Origin of the sequence: Streptomyces sp. VNUA24 (genome assembly GCF_029167005.1) — a bacterium.
Lineage (GTDB): Bacteria > Actinomycetota > Actinomycetes > Streptomycetales > Streptomycetaceae > Streptomyces > Streptomyces scabiei.
The window spans coordinates 5901728-5918662 of sequence record NZ_CP119143.1 but is presented as its reverse complement, the minus strand read 5'-3'; the positions used below and the strand labels follow the sequence as shown (position 1 = coordinate 5918662).

Below are 16935 nucleotides of genomic sequence, written 5' to 3'. Positions count from 1 at the left end.
CGGTGCGTTGTCCACAGGGTCCCGTCGGCCGTCGTACGAGCGGCTAGGCTCGCGCCAGTACGAGACGAGCCGTGATCGGGAGACACCCACGATGGCCAAGAAGCGACCCCACACGAAGGCCAAGCGCCCGCAGGGCACCGGCGGAGTCGGCGCCGCAGCCGCCGATGGGCAGGTCCCGGTGGTCGGCGCGCGCGAGCAATGCCCCTGCGGCAGCGGCCGCCGCTACAAGGCGTGCCACGGCCGGGCCGCCGCCCAGGCGGTGACCGAGCTGGTGCACCGCCCCTTCGAGGGCCTGGCGGGTGAGTGCGACTGGATCGCGCTGCGCGAGCTGGTGCCCGCCGCCACCGTCGAGCTGAAGCTGAAGGACGCGCTCCCGGAGGGCGTCCCGTCGGTGACGCTCGCCACCGTCCTGCCCATGGCGTGGCCCGCGCTGCGCCGCGACGACGGCTCGGTCCTGCTCGGTCTGCAGAACGACACGTCGTCCGGCGACATCAGCCGCGACCTCGCCGACACCCTCCAGCGCGCCCTCGAGGCCGCCCCGGGCACCCCGGTCCAGGGCCGGCGGGCCCCCGCCGACGGACCGCGTCTGCAGGATCTGCTGGACCCCGAAGGAAAGTTCGAGCCAGTTGTGCACACCGGCTTCGAGTTCTGGGTCCCGGACACGGAGAACACGACCCCGGAGGTGACCGCCTCCCTGGAGCGCGCCAACTCCGCGGCGATCCCGACTGTGAAGCTCGCGGGCGTGGACGCGGCGTACTGGTGCGAGACCCCCGAGAAGAACCATTTGCGATGGGTCATGCCGCACGCCGAGGAGCGGCTTCTGGACGCCCTCGCCCGGCTGCACGCGGCGGGGCGCTCCAGCCTCGGCGAGGGCACCCGTCTGGTCGGCTCCTTCCGTGCTCACGGGCTCACCGTGCCGGTCTGGGACCTCCCCAGCGGGGTCGGCGCGGACGACGTCGAGAAGCCGGCGGCGGAGTTCGCCGAGCGGCTCGCCGCGGCCCTGGCCGACGAGTCCCCGCTCACCCCGGACGAGCGCCGGGCGCGCGGCGGACTCACCAACCGGCAGGTGACGCTGAGTTGACGGTGCGCGCCGGCGCCGGCCGTGCGGGCGGCCGGCCGCGTGCGTTCGGGATGTGGTGACTCCTGTCACAACTCCCCTACGTGACAAGCGCATTCGTGTCCGAATAGCCAAGACCGAATTTGCGAAGCGCCGATCTCTTGTTACGGTTTCATTAGCCCGGTTGCTGGTGCATCCCCCGTCGCCAGCAACCGGGTCTTCTCATGCCCGGGGTCCTGGACGCTTCCGCCGCGTCGGCCCCGCTCGGCCTCAACGCCCTTACGAACGCCCTGAGTTGCTCCCTGAGCGCAGCAACAGCGGCCCTTCGCCGTCCGGGGCCGCGAACTCCGCCACGGCCGTGTACGCCCCCAACACGCCCCGCGTGCGCTCCCTGGGCGTCTCGCACGCCCCCGGCTCGTCGTGCGCACCCACGGCGCAGTGCATCCGTACGGTGTGACCGCCGGGCGCCATCATGCTGAGGACCGAGCTCAGCTCACGCCCGGTGGCGTTGCGGTAGTACGTGCGGGCCCAGGTCTGCTCGCCCTGCGTGAGGACACAGGTCTGCGCCTCGATGCCGTCGGGGGAGGTGAGTTCGGGACCGCAGCGGGTGGCCGTGGCGATGCCGATGCCCAGCAGACGCCGCGAGGACCCCGCGGCGTCGTCCGCGGCCTCGTCGGCGCCGCCTGCCGCCGGTCCGTCCGGCCCGCCCGCCTTGGGATCGACGTGCCCGGAGGACTTCTCGGCGGACCGTGCGAACGCGTCGCCGGCCCGGCCCGGTCCGGCGGCCGGGACCCGCTCGGGGGCGAGGGCGCGGTCGGAGGTGCGGGCGGGCTCGGACACGGGCACCTCGTCGAGGGTGCCCGCGGAGGCGGCGAGGGGCAGACCGAGCGCGACCGCCACGGCGGCGGTCAGGCCCGCCAGGCGGAGCCGGCGTGGATCGGGCCCGCCGCGCGCCGGCTCGAGGGCTCTACGACTCCAGGGCGGGGGAGCGCTGTGGCGACCGCGCGGAGGGGCCCCGCGGCCCCCGGGAAGACGCTGCATGTGCGGAAGATAACGACCGACCGGGGGCGCCCGGCCCCGTGCGCGCCGGGCGCGCTCAGAACTCGGGCGCGCTCACACCCGTACGAGTGAGGGCGTCGACCACCGCGTCCACGACCGCCTCCACGTCGGGCACCCAAGGCGCGGCCGAACCGGGCAGCGGTGCCCGCTCCCAGCGGATCAGACCGTGGCCGGTCTCGGAGGGGGGAAGGGCCAGATAGCCGCCCTCGCTGTGGAAGCGGAGCGAGCCGGGCACGAAGTCCTTGGCGTAGAGCAGTTCGCCCAACTGCTCCATGGAGTACGGCGCGACGAGGATCGCCCAGCGGTGCGGGGCCGCGACCACGGGGCCGAGGCGCATGCCGGTGCGGTCCAGCGCGGCCAGGGCGCGGGAGGCGGCCAGGGCGGGCAGGCTCACCGCGCAGGGGGCGGTGCCACCGGTGGCCAGCACGATCGGCGCGGTCGGGCGGTTGCCCCACCACCAGCGGACCATGCGCTCGTCGGTGGTGGCGGCCAGCAGGCCGGGATCGAAGGGGTGAGCGCCGGGCACCACGCACTCCGGGTCCGGGCAGCCGCAGCGGGCACGCCCCTGCGGGTCCGGCGCCACACCCGGGAGTACGGGCCACTGCCATTCCGTCGCGAACGTCAGGGCCTGCTCAAGAAGCTCGGGCCTCCCGCCGCTGCGCCTGGACAGGAGCCTGCGTCGCTTTCCGGGGATCTCGCGCATGAGCGCTCGTCCTTTCCGTTGCACGCATGGCAACACCGTGGGTCACATCACAACATGTGTCGTTCACTGCACTGTGCGTACCTGCTGGCGCATCACACCCCTGTCGCGGACAAGGGGAACCCCTGCGGGCCGGGCTCGGTTACGTCCGCGTCCATCGCTTGCGTCGACGTGCGTCTGTCAAAAGCATGGGCATGGCGTAGGGGTGGCGGCGCCTGGCGTTTTGCCGTCTCGCATGTGCTCGCCGCCTCCGCCACGGGAGGATGGGGCTCGGTCGTCGGTGGATAGGACGCCCGGGTCCGTCGCCAGGTTCCGGGCGACCTCCGCCACCCCTGGCCTTCACCGAGTACGTACCCATCACGACCGCTGTGACGCTCTGTTGAACAAGGCCAGTCGACCTCAATACACCGTTCACCACAACACTTTTCGGCCAACTTTCCTTTACCCGTAGGAATGGACAAGGGGTTGACAGATGTCCAACAGCGCCTCACGGACACCAGATGTCCCAGCAGGACAATGCTGGACATCCCCTCACGAGTGCGTGTACATGTGGAGAGACTGCTAGCGGCGCAGAATGACATGGGGGTTTGCGATGCTTTTGAGCAATACGCACCGGTCGGAAAGCCGGACACCATGAACGCCCCTCACCCTCCGAAAGTGGCTGGAATCGATTCAACGGTTCCCTCCCCCGCACACACTGTCGCGCCCGCGCCCGCCGCCCCTGATTCCCCACCGGCCCCTTCCGCCACAGGACCGGGCACCGCTCCCGGGGCCGTTCTGCAGGACAGACTCGCGGGCTGGGTCTCGGATCTCACGACGCTGCACGAACTCACCGAACGCCTGACCCGCACGGACTCACTCGACAGCGCGCTGGAGGAGACCCTGCGCGCCGGAGCCGCCCTGGTCGGCGCCCGGCGCGGTCTCCTCGTCCTGGAACCGGCCGGCGGACTCGGCCCGGACACCACCGTCGGGCTCGGTCTCGGCCGCGCCGACCTCGGGCACATCGAGACCGTGCCGCGCAGTTCCCTGGCGTACGGCCGCATCCTCGACGGACTGCCGGGCGGTGACGGCGAGATCGCCCAGCCCGACCTGTTCGCCGAGGACGGACTCGACCCCCGCCACCGCGAGGTCGCCGCCCGGCTCGGCTACGCGGCGAGCTACGCGCTCCCCCTGTCCACCGAGAGCGCCGGCCGACTCGGCGCCGCGGTCTGGCTCTACGACGAGCCCGCGGAGCCGGTCGAGCGGCAGCGGCACCTCGTCGGGCTCTACACGCGCTACGCCGCCGAGCACCTGGCCCGGCTCGCCGAGGTCGAACGCACGCGCGCCTCCATGGCGACCATCGCCGAGGAACTGCTGCCCTCCCGGCTGCCCCGGGTCGCCGGCGTCCAGCTCGCCGCCCGGCACCGCACCGGACCGCGCGGCGGCGGCGACTGGTACGACGCGCTGCCGCTGCCCGACGCCGCGCTCGGCCTCGCGGTCGGCTCGGTCACGGGATCGGGGCCCAGCGCGATCGCCGCGATGGGGCGGCTGCGGGCCTCGCTGCGGGCGTACGCCGTGATGGAGGGCGAGGACCCCGTCGCCGTCCTGTCCGACCTGGAGCTGCTGCTGCGCCTGACGGAGCCGGCCCGCTCCGCCACCGCGCTCTTCGCCTACGTGGAGCCCGCGCTGCGCAAGATCACGCTCGCCGGGGCGGGGCACAGCCCGCCGCTGGTGATCGGCGAACGGCGTACCGAGTTCGTGGAGACCTCCCTGTCGGCGCCGCTCGGCATGCTCGCCTGCTGGGAGGCGCCGAGCGTGGAGCTGACCGCCCATTCAGGAGAAACCGTCCTGCTGTACACCGACGGCCTCCTCCAGCGCACCGGTGAACCCGTCGACCGCGCCTTCGCCCGGCTGCACGCGGCCGCGGCCGGTGTCCCCCGGGCCCTGCGCACCGACCCGGGCGCCATCGCCGACCACGTCCTGCGCACCGTGCTGCCGGAGCGGCTCGACGCGGCCGACGGCACCGAGGACGTGGTGCTGCTGGCGGCACGGTTCGAGTAGACCCGGCGGCCCCTCGTTCGGGTGCGGCTCACCGCTCCCTCCCGGCTGCTTGCCGTGAGGGGCCGGTGACCCCTGGTGAGAGGTGTCCCGACCGCCCCGGGTCCCCGGCGGTGCGACCGTACGATGGACGCGGTCCAGTGCCGTACCTAGGAGGATGACCGTGGCGGACGAGCTCGAGCCGGCGACCCCGGAGACCGAGGCGACCGAGGCCGAGGAGCCGATCAAGCAGCGCAAGAACGGCCTGTACCCGGGCGTGTCCGACGAGCTGGCCGAGAACATGAAGTCGGGCTGGGCCGACACCGAGCTGCACGGCCTGGAGCCGATCGCCCAGGCCGCTCAGACCGCCGCCCGCCGTGCCGCGCTCTCCGCGCGCTTCCCCGGCGACCGCCTGGTGATCCCCTCGGGCAACCTCAAGACCCGCTCGAACGACACCGAGTACCCCTTCCGGGCATCGGTCGAGTACGCCTACCTCACCGGCAACCAGACCGAGGACGGCGTCCTCGTCCTGGAGCCCACGGGCGCCGAGGGCCATGAGGCGACGATCTACCTCCTGCCCCGCTCCGACCGGGAGAACGGCGAGTTCTGGCTCTCCGGCCAGGGCGAGCTGTGGGTCGGGCGGCGGCACTCGCTGACCGAGTCGGCCGAGCTGTACGGCATCCCCGCGAGCGACGTGCGCGAACTCGCCGACCGGCTGCGCGAGGCCACCGGCCCGGTGCGGGTCGTCCGCGGGTACGACGCCGGCATCGAGGCGGCGCTCCACGACAAGGTCACCGCCGAGCGCGACGACGAGCTGCGGGTCTTCCTCTCCGAGGCGCGGCTGGTCAAGGACGCGTTCGAGATCGGCGAGCTGCAGAAGGCGGTCGACTCGACCGTGCGCGGCTTCGAGGACGTCGTCCGGGTGCTGGACAAGGCCGAGGCCACCTCGGAGCGGTACATCGAGGGCACCTTCTTCCTGCGCGCCCGCGTCGAGGGCAACGATGTCGGCTACGGCTCCATCTGCGCCGCCGGCCCGCACGCCACGACGCTGCACTGGGTCCGCAACGACGGCCCGGTGCGCTCCGGCGACCTGCTCCTGCTGGACGCGGGCGTCGAGACGCACACGTACTACACGGCCGACGTGACCCGGACCCTGCCGATCAGCGGCACGTTCAGCGAGATCCAGAAGAAGATCTACGACGCCGTGTACGACGCGCAGGAGGCCGGTATCGCCGCCGTCCGGCCCGGCGGCAAGTACCGCGACTTCCATGACGCCGCGCAGCATGTGCTGGCCGAGCGGCTGGTGGCGTGGGGGCTCGTCGAGGGGCCCGTGGAGCGGGTCCTGGAGCTGGGTCTCCAGCGCCGCTGGACCCTGCACGGCACGGGTCACATGCTCGGCATGGACGTCCACGACTGCGCCGCCGCGCGCGTGGAGTCCTATGTCGACGGGACGCTGGAGCCGGGGATGGTGCTCACGGTCGAGCCCGGCCTGTACTTCCAGGCGGACGACCTCACCGTGCCCGAGGAGTACCGGGGCATCGGCGTCCGGATCGAGGACGACATCCTGGTGACGGAGGAGGGCAACCGCAACCTCAGCGCGGGTCTGCCGCGGCGCTCCGCTGAGGTTGAGCTGTGGATGGCCTCGCTGCGGAGCTGAGGGGCCGGGGGTCGTCTCGTTTCGTCCGCGGGTGAGTGGGGGCTGGTCGCGCAGTTCCCCGCGCCCCTGAAAAGCAGGGGCTGCGCCCCCTGCTTTTCAGGCCCGCAGGGCCTGGGCTTTCAGGGGCGCGGGGAACTGCGCGGCCGACCTCGCGGCAGTGACGGGCAGCGCGTCCACGAACAGCGCGCCGGCCAGCAGCGAGCCGCTCCCACGGGGACTCCACCCCCGCTCCCGGAGGTCCGTGTCGAGCGTGGTCAGCGCCTCCCGCCCCGCGGCCGTCGTCGTACCCCCCGCCTCGATCACCGCCCGCGCCCCGGCCTGCACCCGCCGCAGCCCGTGCGGCCCGGCGCAGTACAGCAGTTCGGTGTCCTGGAGCGTGGACATCACCGTGAGGAGCGCGTCGAGACGGGCGTCCCCCTCCGGTGTTCCCGCGCGGCGGGCCGCGGCCAGGACGTCCAACGCCCGCCGCACATGGGGGAATCCGGCGCGGGCCTCGCCCCGGGCGCCGGGCGCGCCGTACTGGGCGGAGACCGAGGAGCCGTGCGAAGGGCGCCGGGGCGCGCGCCGGTCGGGGTACGCGGCGATCTTCTTGGCGGCGGCGGTGAGTTCACGCCCGCGCGCGCCCGGCTCCAGGGCCGCCGCGGCGACCAGCAGACCCAGCACCCAGGTGGCGCCGCGGTGCCCGCCGCCGGCGAGACGCGTCGAGTGTTCGGTGCAGCGCCCGATCGCACCGAGTTCGGCCCGGAGTCCCGGGGTCGGGGCGCCGTTGCGGCGGGCACAGGCCGCCATCGCGGTGAGCCCGGGCAGCAGCGCCTTCGCCGACCAGCGCAGGGCGCGGTGGTCCTGGCGGGTCACGCGGACGCCGAGGTCGCGCGGGTCGGGCAGACCGGGCTTGGGTGTCAGTTCCAGCTGCCGGGTGAGGGCGGCCACCGCGCCCCGGGCCAGCGTCTCGTCCTCGCGGCTGCTCACGCGCGTCCCTACGAGGCCGACTCGGAGCCGGTGGCCCCGTCCGCCGGGGGCTCGCCGGACGGAGGCGCACCGCCCTCGCCGCCACCGCCGCCGGCGCCGGTGTTCTCGGCGTCGGGGTCGATGCCGAGGGTGAGGAAGCCCTTGTAACCGCGGGCGGGATTCGCCTTCTTCACCGCTTCGAGGGTGAGCAGGCCGCCGGCGGCGCCGCTTCCGTCGTAGACCATGTCGTCGTCGAGGGTGGTGTAGCTGCCGCTGTGCCGGGAGTACGGCTCCAGGGTGAAGACCTGCTGGGCGATCTCGTCGTCGAAGAAGAACTGGCCCGTGTGGTTGACCTTGCCGCCCTCGTAGGTGCCGTCCTCCTTCTCGCCGCCGGTGTGCACCTTCACATGGATGTGGCAGGTGCGCGGGGTGTACCAACCGGGGAAGATCGTCTCGAACTTGACGACCCCGTTCGCGTTGGCGATCTGATAGCCGCGCAGATACGTGGCGTCGTCGGCGGTCGAACCGTCCTCGCTCTCGGCGGGTGCCGAGCCGCCGGGATTCGCGGTGGTGTAGCCGGAGTAGTAGCCCCAGGCGTCGCAGTGCCAGATCTCCACCGCCGCGCCGGGGACCGGGGTGCAGCCGTCGGTGGCGTCCACCACCGTGAGGCGCAGCGTCAGGGGAACACCGCTCTTGCCTTCGGTGATGTCCTTGCGGACGAGGGCGCCGTCCAGGTAGTAGGGGCCCTCGGTGACGCTGGACATCAGCGTCATGCACGTGCTGTCGGCGGTGGTCGCGGACGCGGTGGCGGTCGCCCCGGTGCCGCTCGTGTTCTCGTCCGCGAACGCCGAGCGGTAGCCGGCGGCCACCAGCCCTCCGGCGGCGACCGTGCCTCCGGTGACCGCGAGGGCGCGGCGCCGGGTGATCGTCCTGCGTGTGTGGTTTCCCGTCATGGCGGTGACGTTAGGGACGCACCCCGTCAGGGGGCTGAGGTCCGGCTGTGCGCGGGCTGAGAGTGCCGGGAGGCCCGCGGTGCGCCCCGGAACGAGACCGTCCGGCCGCCCCGCCCGCGCCGGATCCGGCGGATGAGACGGTTCTCACGTTTGCCGTCCCTCATACGGACGAGGCTTGTGTTGCCGTTCGAAGCACTCCTCGGCGTCGGCTATGTTCTGGTCGCGACCAGCAGCCGACCGGATATTCGGCGCCGCCGGTCCGACCGGACGCCAACTTCTTCTGCTGCCGACGTTCGAGTGAGAAATTCCTGTCGGCAACCGCTTCATCGAGCCGCAAGACCGCAACCCGTCGGTTTCCACGCACAGATTGATGAGGTCTTCATGAACGCATCCCTCGACCCCACGGCCGAAGAGTCGGGATCCACGGCCGCCGTCGGTCCGGAGCGGGTGTCCTTGGTGCAGTTGGCGGCGCGGAGCAAGGGCGCGCAGTCGCCCGCTCTGACCCGTGCCGTGTCGAACGGCGTCGAACGGACAGGTCCGGGACGGGTCGCGGTGGCGGCCTTCCAGTCCTCCGTCTGACACCGCCCGTACCGGCCGCACCCCTGTGACCGTCATGGACCGACCGCCCCTGCCTCTGCGCCAGTTCGTGCTGAAGATGCACAGTCGCTGCGATCTCGCGTGCGACCACTGCTACGTCTACGAGCATGCGGACCAGAGCTGGCGCGGTCGGCCCCGGGTGATGTCGGGCCGCGTCCTGCGCGCCACGGCGGAACGCATCGCCGAGCACGCGAAGAACCACGGGCTCACCGCCGTCCACGTCGTGCTGCACGGCGGCGAACCCCTCCTCGCGGGCCGCGCCCGGCTGCGCGCGGCCGCCACCGAACTGCGCGCCGCGCTCGACGGCGTGTGCGCACTGGATCTGCGGATCCACACCAACGCCGTCACGCTCGACGAGCGGTTCCTGGAGCTGTTCGACGAGTTCGGCATCCAGGTCGGCGTCTCGCTGGACGGCGACCGGGCCGCCAACGACCTGCACCGGCGCTACGCCGACGGCCGCAGCAGCCACGACCGGGTCCTCCGGGCCGTCGAACTGCTCGGCCGGCCCCGCCACCGGCACCTCTTCGCCGGCATCCTCTGCACGATCGACCTGCGCAACGACCCGGTCGCCGTCCACGACGCGCTCGCCGAACTCGCCCCGCCCCGCGTCGACTTCCTCCTCCCGCACGCCACCTGGGAAAACCCTCCGTCGCGCCCCGCGGACGACGTCGACGGCACCGCGTACGCGCGCTGGCTGCTGGCCGTCCACGACCGCTGGACCGCGACCGGACGGGCCATGGAGGTCCGGGTCTTCGACTCGGTCCTGCGGACCCTGCGCGGCGGGAGCAGCCTCACCGAGTCGCTGGGCCTGGACCCGGCCGACCTCGCCGTGATCGAGACCGACGGGACCTTCGAACAGGCCGACTCCCTGAAGACCGCCCACGACGGGGCCCCCGCGACCGGCCTGGACGTGTTCTCCCACTCCCTGGACGAGGTCGCCGCGCATCCCGGGATCGTGGCCCGGCAGCAGGGCCTCGACGGGCTGGCGGAGCAATGCCGTTCCTGTCCGGTGGTGCGCTCCTGCGGCGGCGGCCTCTACGCCCACCGCTACCGGGCCGACGGCAGCGGGTTCCGCAACCCCTCCGTGTACTGCTCCGACCTGCTGTCCCTCATCACCGACCTCCGGGACCGTCACATGAGCGACCAGTCCGCACCCCCCGTGCTCGGCGAGGCCGTCCTCGACGAACTGGCCGCGGGCGGCGGCACGGACACGACCGTGGACCTGCTGGCCCGTCACCAGCTGGCCCTGGGCCGCGAACTGCTGGGCCGGGTACGGCACGCGTCGGCGCACGCACCGGCGGGCGAGGACACCGAGGGCGCGGAGGAGGCATGGGACACCCTGGCCGCGCTCGACGGCGAAGCCCCCGAGGCCGTGGACACGGTCCTCGCCCACCCCTACGTACGGCCCTGGGCGCTCGGCTCCCTCGGGGCCGGTCCGGGGCCGGGACCGGCGGAGCCGGTCGCGACGGCCGTTCGCGGCATCGCGGAGATCGCCGCCGCCGCGGCGGTGCGCGCCGGGCGCCCGGCGGCGGTCGTCGTCCCGGTCCGCGACGGGCTGCTGCGGCTGCCCTCGCTCGGGACGCTGACGGTGGAGCCGGGCGCCGAGAAGGCCGTGGTGCGCACGGACACCGGCGGCTTCACGGTCCGGGCGGCCGGGCGGACGTACACCGTGGCCCGCAACGGACCGGAGGAACCGGCCTGGCGGGGGAGCAGGCGGTTCGAACTGGACGGCTGGTCGGTGACCCTGGAGGACACCGACCCCTGGCGGGCCTGCCACGGGCATCCGGCGCACCCCCGGCTCGGCGAGGGGGAGGCCGAGGCGTGGCGGGACGGCCTGGCCGGGGCCTGGGCCTGGATCCGCCGCGAACTGCCCCTCTACGCGCCGGGTATCGCCGCGGGGCTCCGGGTGGTCACCCCGCTGCTGCCCTCCCCCGGGGGCGCCGACCTCAGCTCGGCGGCCCGCGACGCCTTCGGGGCCGTGGCCGTCGCGCGGCCCGACGCGCCGGAGACGCTGGCGCTGCTCCTCGTCCACGAGTTCCAGCATGTGAAGCTGGGCGCGGTCCTGGACCTGACGGACCTGTACGACCCGGCGTGCGAGCGGCTGTTCTACGCGCCCTGGCGCCCCGACCCGCGCCCCCTGGAGGGGCTGCTGCAGGGGACGTACGCCCATCTCGCGGTGGTCGACTTCTGGCTGGCCCGGTGGCGGAGCGGGGGCGGGCGGCCGGCCGAGACCCGGTTCTCCCGGTGGCGGGACCAGACGGCCGAGGCGGTGGACACCCTGGCGGCGTCGGGGGCGCTGACGCAGACCGGGGAACGGTTCGTCGCGGGGCTGGGGCGGGCGCTGGCGGGGGACGAGGTGAGCGCGGACGCGCGGCGTGCGGCCCGGCGGGTGGCGCAGGAGCACCGGCGGACCGTTCTGCCGTAGGGGAGTGGAGTGTCTCCTGCTCCGCCCACGTGTTCGAGCATCCGGCAATTCCCGCCTGAAGCAGGGACATTGGGCCCGTTCGTCATATTCCACGTGCCCCTGCCCGCTTCCTACACTGAGGAAAGTCAGCGGGCATCGGGGGTCACGGGTGCGAGGAGATGCGGCAGGCGGCGGGGGAAGCCCCTATTTCTTCCTGAGTTATGCGCACACCCCGCGCAACGACGCCGGTGACACCGATCCGAACATCTGGGTGAAAAAGCTGTACGACGGGCTGTGCGCGCACATCATGCAGATGACCGATCTGCCGCGCGGCGCACGGGCCGGGTTCCTCGACCAGGGCATGGCGGTCGGCACCCGCTGGACGGACGAGCTGTCGGAGAACCTCGCGCGCTGCAAGGTGTTCGTGCCGCTGTACTCGCCGCGCTACTTCATCAGCGAACAGTGCGGACGGGAGTGGTGGGCCTTCTCCCAGCGCCAGATCAGCCACCGGGCACGCGGCGGGGCCGCGCGGGAGCACGCGATCATCCCCGCGTTATGGGTGCCCGTGGAACCCGTGCAACTGCCGTACGCGGCCAGGGACCTGCAGTTCAACCACGTGTCCTTCGGCCAGGACTACGCGGAGGAGGGGTTCTACGGGCTGACCAAACTCCGGTACCTGCGGGACGAGTACGAGCGGGCGCTGTACCGGCTGGCGAAGCAGATCGTGCACGTGGCCCGGGTGACCGAGCTGGACGAGGGGCGGATGTACGACGAGTACGAGTCGCTGCCCAGCGCGTTCGGCGCCTCGGGGCATCCCCCGGAGTTCGACATCACGGTCCTGGCGTGCACGCGCTCCGACCTGCCCCCGGGCCGTGAACCCGACTGCTACGGCCCGCTGCCGCGGGACTGGAACCCGTACCACCCGGCGTCGGCCCGGCCGCTCGGCGAACACGCCGCCGACCTGGTGCGCACCATGGACTACAAGGTGAACATCGGGGACTTCGAGAAGGACGCCGACCGGCTGCTCGGGCCCGGCCCGCCCCGGGCACCGGGACTGCTGCTGCTCGACCGGTGGGCGCTGGGCTCCGCGAAGGGCCGGGAGCTGCTGGAACGCCTGTGCGAGGAACAGCGGCCGTGGATCAGCGTGATGATCCCCAGGTGCGAGGACGACGCCGGTCCGGCCCGGGAGAAGAGGCTGACGGCGCTCACCGAGCGGGCCCTGGCCGCCCGTATGACCGAGGGCAGCGGGCACCGCACCCTCAACGGCGGCATCCGCACCCTGGACGCCTTCGGCAACGAACTGCAGACGGCCGTGAAGCAGGCCGTCGCCTCCTACGAGGCGCACGCGCGGACCTTTCCGCCGGCGGGACCCCGCATGCCGCCCCCGCGGCTGCGGGGCCCGGGGGACCTGGGCGGCTAGCGCGGCCGGTGCCACGGGGACGCACGGAAACACGGGAGCACGGGAGCACGGCAAAGGGCGGGGCGGACAGGGCGGGGCGGACAGGGCGGAGGACGGCGGCCATGACGGAGAACCGCAACGGCACGGTGATCACGTTCTACTCGTACAAGGGCGGCACCGGGCGGACGATGACGCTCGCGAACGTGGCGTGGATCCTGGCCGCCGGCGGACACCGCGTCCTGGCCGTCGACTGGGACCTGGAGGCCCCCGGCCTGCACAAGTTCTTCCACCCCTTCCTGAACCCCGCGATGCTCCGGGCGACCCCCGGACTGAGCAACCTCATCGGCGACTACCGCCGCGAGGCGCTGCGCGACCTGCCCGGCCGCGCCCCGGACTGGCACCGCCGGTACGCCCGCGTCCGCCCGCACGCCCTGACCCTCGACTGGTCGTTCCCCGACGGCGGCAGCCTGGACTTCCTGTCCGCCGGCCGCCGCCACGACGACTACCCGATGATCGGCAACATGGACTGGGACCTCTTCTACGCCAGTTACGGCGGGGGCCGGTTCTTCGAGGCGATGCGCGCGGACATGCGGCGCCACTACGACTACACGCTGATCGACAGCCGTACCGGCCTCAGCGACCTCGCCGACGTCTGCACCGTGCAGATGCCCAACACCCTGGTCGTCTGCTACACCCTCAGCGGCCAGAGCATCGAGGGCGCCGCGGCCGTCGCGCAGAGCGTCAGGGAGCGGTTCGGCCACAAGGGCATCCGCATCCTGCCCCTCGCCATGCGCATCGACCTCGGCGAGAAGGACAAGCTCGACGCGGGCCGCGCCCTGGCCCGGGAGCGCTTCGCCGGACTGCCGGCCGGCCTGGACGGCGAGCGGCTCACCGACTACTGGTCGTCGATGGAGGTCCTCTACCAGCCGTACTACGCCTACGAGGAGATCCTCGCGGCCTTCGGCGACCCGCCGAAGACGGCCAACTCCATGCTGAGCGCCTGCGAACGGATCACCGCCGTCGTCTCCGAGGGCAGGGTCACCCGGCTGCCCGTGATCGGCGAGGAGAAGCGGGCCCGGTACAAGGCCGCGTACACCCGCAGGCGGCCGCTGCCCGTCTCCCGGCTGGTGCTCTACCACGTCTCCGAGGACCGGATGTGGGTGGACTGGCTGGAGTCGGTGCTGCGCGGCGCGGGCTTCGAGGTGGTGCCGACGGACGTCCGGGAGCTGACGCAGCACGCCGACGGGCTGCCCGGCGGCGACGGTCGCCCCGGCAACGGCTCCGGCGCCGAGGAGACGGACACCGACGACGACTCCGAACGGCTGCTCGCCGTGGTCTCCCCCGCGTTCCTCAACTCCCGGCGGGCCCGCCGGGCCTGGGACGGCGCCGTGCGCGCCGGGGGGCGCAAGCCCCGGAACCGGCCGGTGGCGGTGCGCGTCGACGACGTCCGGCTCAGCCTGCCGCACTCCGGCCGGGGCGCCATCGACCTGACCCGGCTGGACGAGGAGCGGGCGTACACCACGCTGCTGACCGGCCTCGACCACCCGGACATCCGGCCCGCGCCGCCCGGAGGCACCGCGCGCTTCCCCCGCACCGGCACCCGGATCTCCAACGTCCAGCCCCGCTACCCGTGGTTCACCGGCCGCTCGCCGATCCTGGACCGGCTGCGGGAGCGCCTGGTCAGCGGCCGCTCCGGACAGCGGCTGCCGCAGGTGCTGCACGGTCTGGGCGGGGTGGGCAAGTCACAGCTGGCCCGGGAGTACGCGCACCGGTTCAAGGCGGACTACGACCTGGTGTGGTGGATCGACGCCGAGCAGCCGGACCTGGTCCTGCCGAAGGTGGCCGCGCTCGCCCAGGAACTGGACCTGCCCGTCGGCGACGACGTCGCCGAGGCGGCCGGGGCGGCCATGACGGCGCTGCGGCAGGGGGACCCGTGCGAGCGGTGGCTGCTGATCTTCGACAACGTCCCCGACCTGGACAAGGCGCTGCACCTCTTCCCGGAACGTTCCGCGCCGCTGCCCGGCCATGTCTACGGCCACGTCCTGGTCACCACCCGCGCGCGGCCCGCCTCGACCGCGGTCCAGTCCCTGGAGATGGAGGTCTTCACCCGCGAGGAGAGCGTGGAGCACCTGTGCCGCCGGGTGCCGGGACTGCGCGAGGGCGACGCGGACCGGGTCGCGGACGCGCTGGGCGACCTGCCGCTCGCGGTGGAGGTCGCGGCGGCCTGGCTGGAGACGACAGCCACCCCGGTGGAGGAGTACATCGAGCAGCTGAGGGAGCAGTCCACGCGGGTGCTGTCCGTGCAGGAGGCCGTGGACGCGGTCGAGTACCCGTCCTCCGTGGGCGCCACCTGGAACATCTCCATCGCCCGGCTGCGCGAGGAGTCACCGGCCGCCGCCCGGCTCCTCGAACTGTGCGCCTTCTTCGCCGCCGAGCCCATCTCGATGTCCCTGATCAGCAGCGACGCGATGATCGACGCGCTCCTCCCCTACGACGGTGACCTGCGGGCGCGCTACATGCTGGGCCGGGTCACCCAGGCCCTGAACCGCCTCGCGCTCGCCAAGGTCGACTCGGCCGACAACTCGATCCAGGTGCACCGGCTGGTGCAGGCGGCGGTGCGCGACAGCCTGGACGACCAGCGGCACCTGGAGACCATGCACGAGGTGCACCGCATCCTCGCCGCCGCGCGGCCCAGCGAGGGCGCGGTGGACGATCCGGCGCAGTGGCCCGGTCTGGAGGTGATCTGGCCCCACCTGACCCCGTCGAACATCCGTTCCTGCACTCAGGACGAACCCCGCCAGCTGATGGTGGACCGCGTCCGCTACCTGGGCAGGCGCGGCGAGCTGCAGGCCGCGCGGACCCTGGCCACCACGCTGCACGAGCTGTGGACCGACGCGTTCGGGGACCGGGACGACGAGCAGATCCTCAACCTGCGCTTCCAGCTCGCGAACGTGCTGCGGGCCCAGGGTGACTACCAGGCCGCCGTCGCCATGGACGAGAGCACCCGGGACGGCAGGCGGCGGCTGTTCGGCGAGGCCCATCCGACCGTCCTCATCGCGTCCGGCAGCGTCGCCGCCGACTACCGGGCGCTGGGCCGCTTCAAGGAGGCCTTGGAGCTGGACACCCGGATCCACCAGGGCTTCGCGGCCGTCTTCGGCGAGGACCATCCGCGGACCCTGTCCGCCGCCAACAACCTCGCCATCGACTTCCGGCTGGCCGGCGACAGCGAGGCCGCCCGCCGGCTCGACGAGGACACGGTCCGCCGCCGCACCGCGCTGCTGGGCCCCACGCACCCGTACACCCTCGCCACCAAGGGGCTCCACGCCCGCGATCTGCGCGACCTCGGCGACTACCGGACCTCCGCCGAGTTCCTGCGCGAGGTCCGCGAGGGGTTCGAGCAGGTGTTCAACCCGGGGGTGCCGGAGGTGCTCCAGGCGGACAAGAGCCTCGCCGTCTCCCTGCGCAAGGCGGGCCGCACCGCCGAGGCGCTGCGGATCACGGAAGAGACCTGGAAGACGTACGCCCGCTACCACGACCGCTACGGCAGCACGATCCCCGAGGTCCTCGCCTGCGGGCTCAACCTCGCCGCGGACTACTACGCCACGGACGCCGAGGACGGTCCCGCGCGGGCGGTCCGGCAGGTCGAGGAGGTGCTCGACGGGTACCGGGACTCGTTCGGCGCCGAGCACCCGTTCACCATGTACTGCTTCAACAACCTCGCCATGTACCACCGGGCCCTCGGCAACACGGAGACGGCCGAGGAGCTGAGCCGCCACGCCCGTGACTGTCTGGCCGCCACCCTCGGGGACGACCACCCGTCCGTCCTGTCCGCCGGCCTCAACCTGGCCAACACCTACGGGGACCGCGGGCTGCACGACCGGGCCGAGCACTGGGAGCGCCGGGCCGTGGACGGACTGCGCCGGCGGTTCGGCCCGGACCACCCCGATGTGCTGGTCGGCATGGGCAACCTGGCGGTCACCCTCCGGGAGACCGGCAGTGAGGAGGCCGTACAGCTCCAGGAGAGGGCGGTGGCCCGGCTGACCCATCTGCTGGGGCGGGCCCATCCGGTCACCACGCTGGTCCGGTCCTGGCAGCGGGTCGGACGGGACCTGGAGCCGCACCAGATCTGACGGCCGCGGGGGGTG

11 protein-coding genes are annotated in these 16935 nt (G+C 73.0%); 7 read left to right on the top strand and 4 right to left on the bottom strand.

The genetic code is table 11. The features are described from left to right. Window positions 1–91 precede the first annotated feature (91 nt). Window positions 92–1081: a DUF5926 family protein gene (locus tag PYR72_RS25200; protein ID WP_275457428.1), complete on the top strand. Its 990-nt coding sequence runs from the start codon at window positions 92–94 to the stop codon at window positions 1079–1081. 255 nt (window positions 1082–1336) lie between these two features. Here the strand turns inward: PYR72_RS25200 and PYR72_RS25195 are convergent, their stop codons facing one another. Further along, window positions 1337–1957 (bottom strand): hypothetical protein, encoded by a 621-nt coding sequence (locus PYR72_RS25195; RefSeq protein ID WP_275460510.1) that lies wholly within the window; start codon window positions 1955–1957, stop codon window positions 1337–1339. A gap of 196 nt (window positions 1958–2153) precedes the next feature. Continuing rightward, entirely contained in the window at window positions 2154–2819 is a 666-nt protein-coding gene (locus PYR72_RS25190; protein WP_013002323.1) for a bifunctional DNA primase/polymerase, read from the bottom strand. A 513-nt stretch (window positions 2820–3332) separates the two neighbouring features. Between PYR72_RS25190 and PYR72_RS25185 the strand changes: the two genes are divergently transcribed. Both PYR72_RS25185 and PYR72_RS25180 read left to right on the top strand, forming a co-directional pair. Further along, window positions 3333–4856 (top strand): PP2C family protein-serine/threonine phosphatase, encoded by a 1524-nt coding sequence (locus tag PYR72_RS25185; RefSeq protein WP_275457427.1) that lies wholly within the window; start codon window positions 3333–3335, stop codon window positions 4854–4856. A 160-nt stretch (window positions 4857–5016) separates the two neighbouring features. Continuing rightward, complete coding sequence (locus tag PYR72_RS25180) at window positions 5017–6489, top strand: aminopeptidase P family protein (RefSeq protein ID WP_275457426.1); 1473 nt, start codon at window positions 5017–5019, stop codon at window positions 6487–6489. A 96-nt stretch (window positions 6490–6585) separates the two neighbouring features. Here the strand turns inward: PYR72_RS25180 and PYR72_RS25175 are convergent, their stop codons facing one another. Beyond that, entirely contained in the window at window positions 6586–7458 is an 873-nt protein-coding gene (locus tag PYR72_RS25175; protein ID WP_275457425.1) for a triphosphoribosyl-dephospho-CoA synthase, read from the bottom strand. 8 nt (window positions 7459–7466) lie between these two features. After that, complete coding sequence (locus tag PYR72_RS25170; protein ID WP_275457424.1) at window positions 7467–8390, bottom strand: intradiol ring-cleavage dioxygenase; 924 nt, start codon at window positions 8388–8390, stop codon at window positions 7467–7469. 381 nt (window positions 8391–8771) lie between these two features. Between PYR72_RS25170 and fxsA the strand changes: the two genes are divergently transcribed. From fxsA to fxsT, 4 genes are all read left to right on the top strand, one after another. Continuing rightward, entirely contained in the window at window positions 8772–8969 is a 198-nt protein-coding gene (fxsA, locus tag PYR72_RS25165; protein ID WP_013002318.1) for an FxSxx-COOH cyclophane-containing RiPP peptide, read from the top strand. 34 nt (window positions 8970–9003) lie between these two features. Then, the gene (locus PYR72_RS25160; protein WP_275457423.1) at window positions 9004–11412 is read left to right on the top strand and encodes an FxsB family cyclophane-forming radical SAM/SPASM peptide maturase; all 2409 of its coding nucleotides are present in this window, start codon (window positions 9004–9006) and stop codon (window positions 11410–11412) included. A gap of 148 nt (window positions 11413–11560) precedes the next feature. Continuing rightward, on the top strand, window positions 11561–12811 hold the full coding sequence (locus PYR72_RS25155) for a TIR-like protein FxsC (RefSeq protein WP_275457422.1): 1251 nt from the start codon (window positions 11561–11563) through the stop codon (window positions 12809–12811). 101 nt (window positions 12812–12912) lie between these two features. After that, window positions 12913–16920, top strand: coding sequence for an FxSxx-COOH system tetratricopeptide repeat protein (gene fxsT, locus PYR72_RS25150; protein WP_275457421.1), 4008 nt, complete (start codon window positions 12913–12915; stop codon window positions 16918–16920). Window positions 16921–16935 lie beyond the last annotated feature (15 nt).

Excerpts from the sequence above, each read along its gene's own strand:
- PYR72_RS25170 (WP_275457424.1), bottom strand. The coding sequence starts at position 8,390 with ATGACGGGAAACCACACACGCAGGACGATCACCCGGCGCCGCGCCCTC.
- PYR72_RS25160 (WP_275457423.1), top strand. The coding sequence starts at position 9,004 with ATGGACCGACCGCCCCTGCCTCTGCGCCAGTTCGTGCTGAAGATGCAC.
- PYR72_RS25190 (WP_013002323.1), bottom strand. The coding sequence starts at position 2,819 with ATGCGCGAGATCCCCGGAAAGCGACGCAGGCTCCTGTCCAGGCGCAGC.
- fxsT (WP_275457421.1), top strand. The coding sequence starts at position 12,913 with ATGACGGAGAACCGCAACGGCACGGTGATCACGTTCTACTCGTACAAG.
- PYR72_RS25200 (WP_275457428.1), top strand. The coding sequence starts at position 92 with ATGGCCAAGAAGCGACCCCACACGAAGGCCAAGCGCCCGCAGGGCACC.
- PYR72_RS25185 (WP_275457427.1), top strand. The coding sequence starts at position 3,333 with ATGCTGGACATCCCCTCACGAGTGCGTGTACATGTGGAGAGACTGCTA.
- fxsA (WP_013002318.1), top strand. The coding sequence starts at position 8,772 with ATGAACGCATCCCTCGACCCCACGGCCGAAGAGTCGGGATCCACGGCC.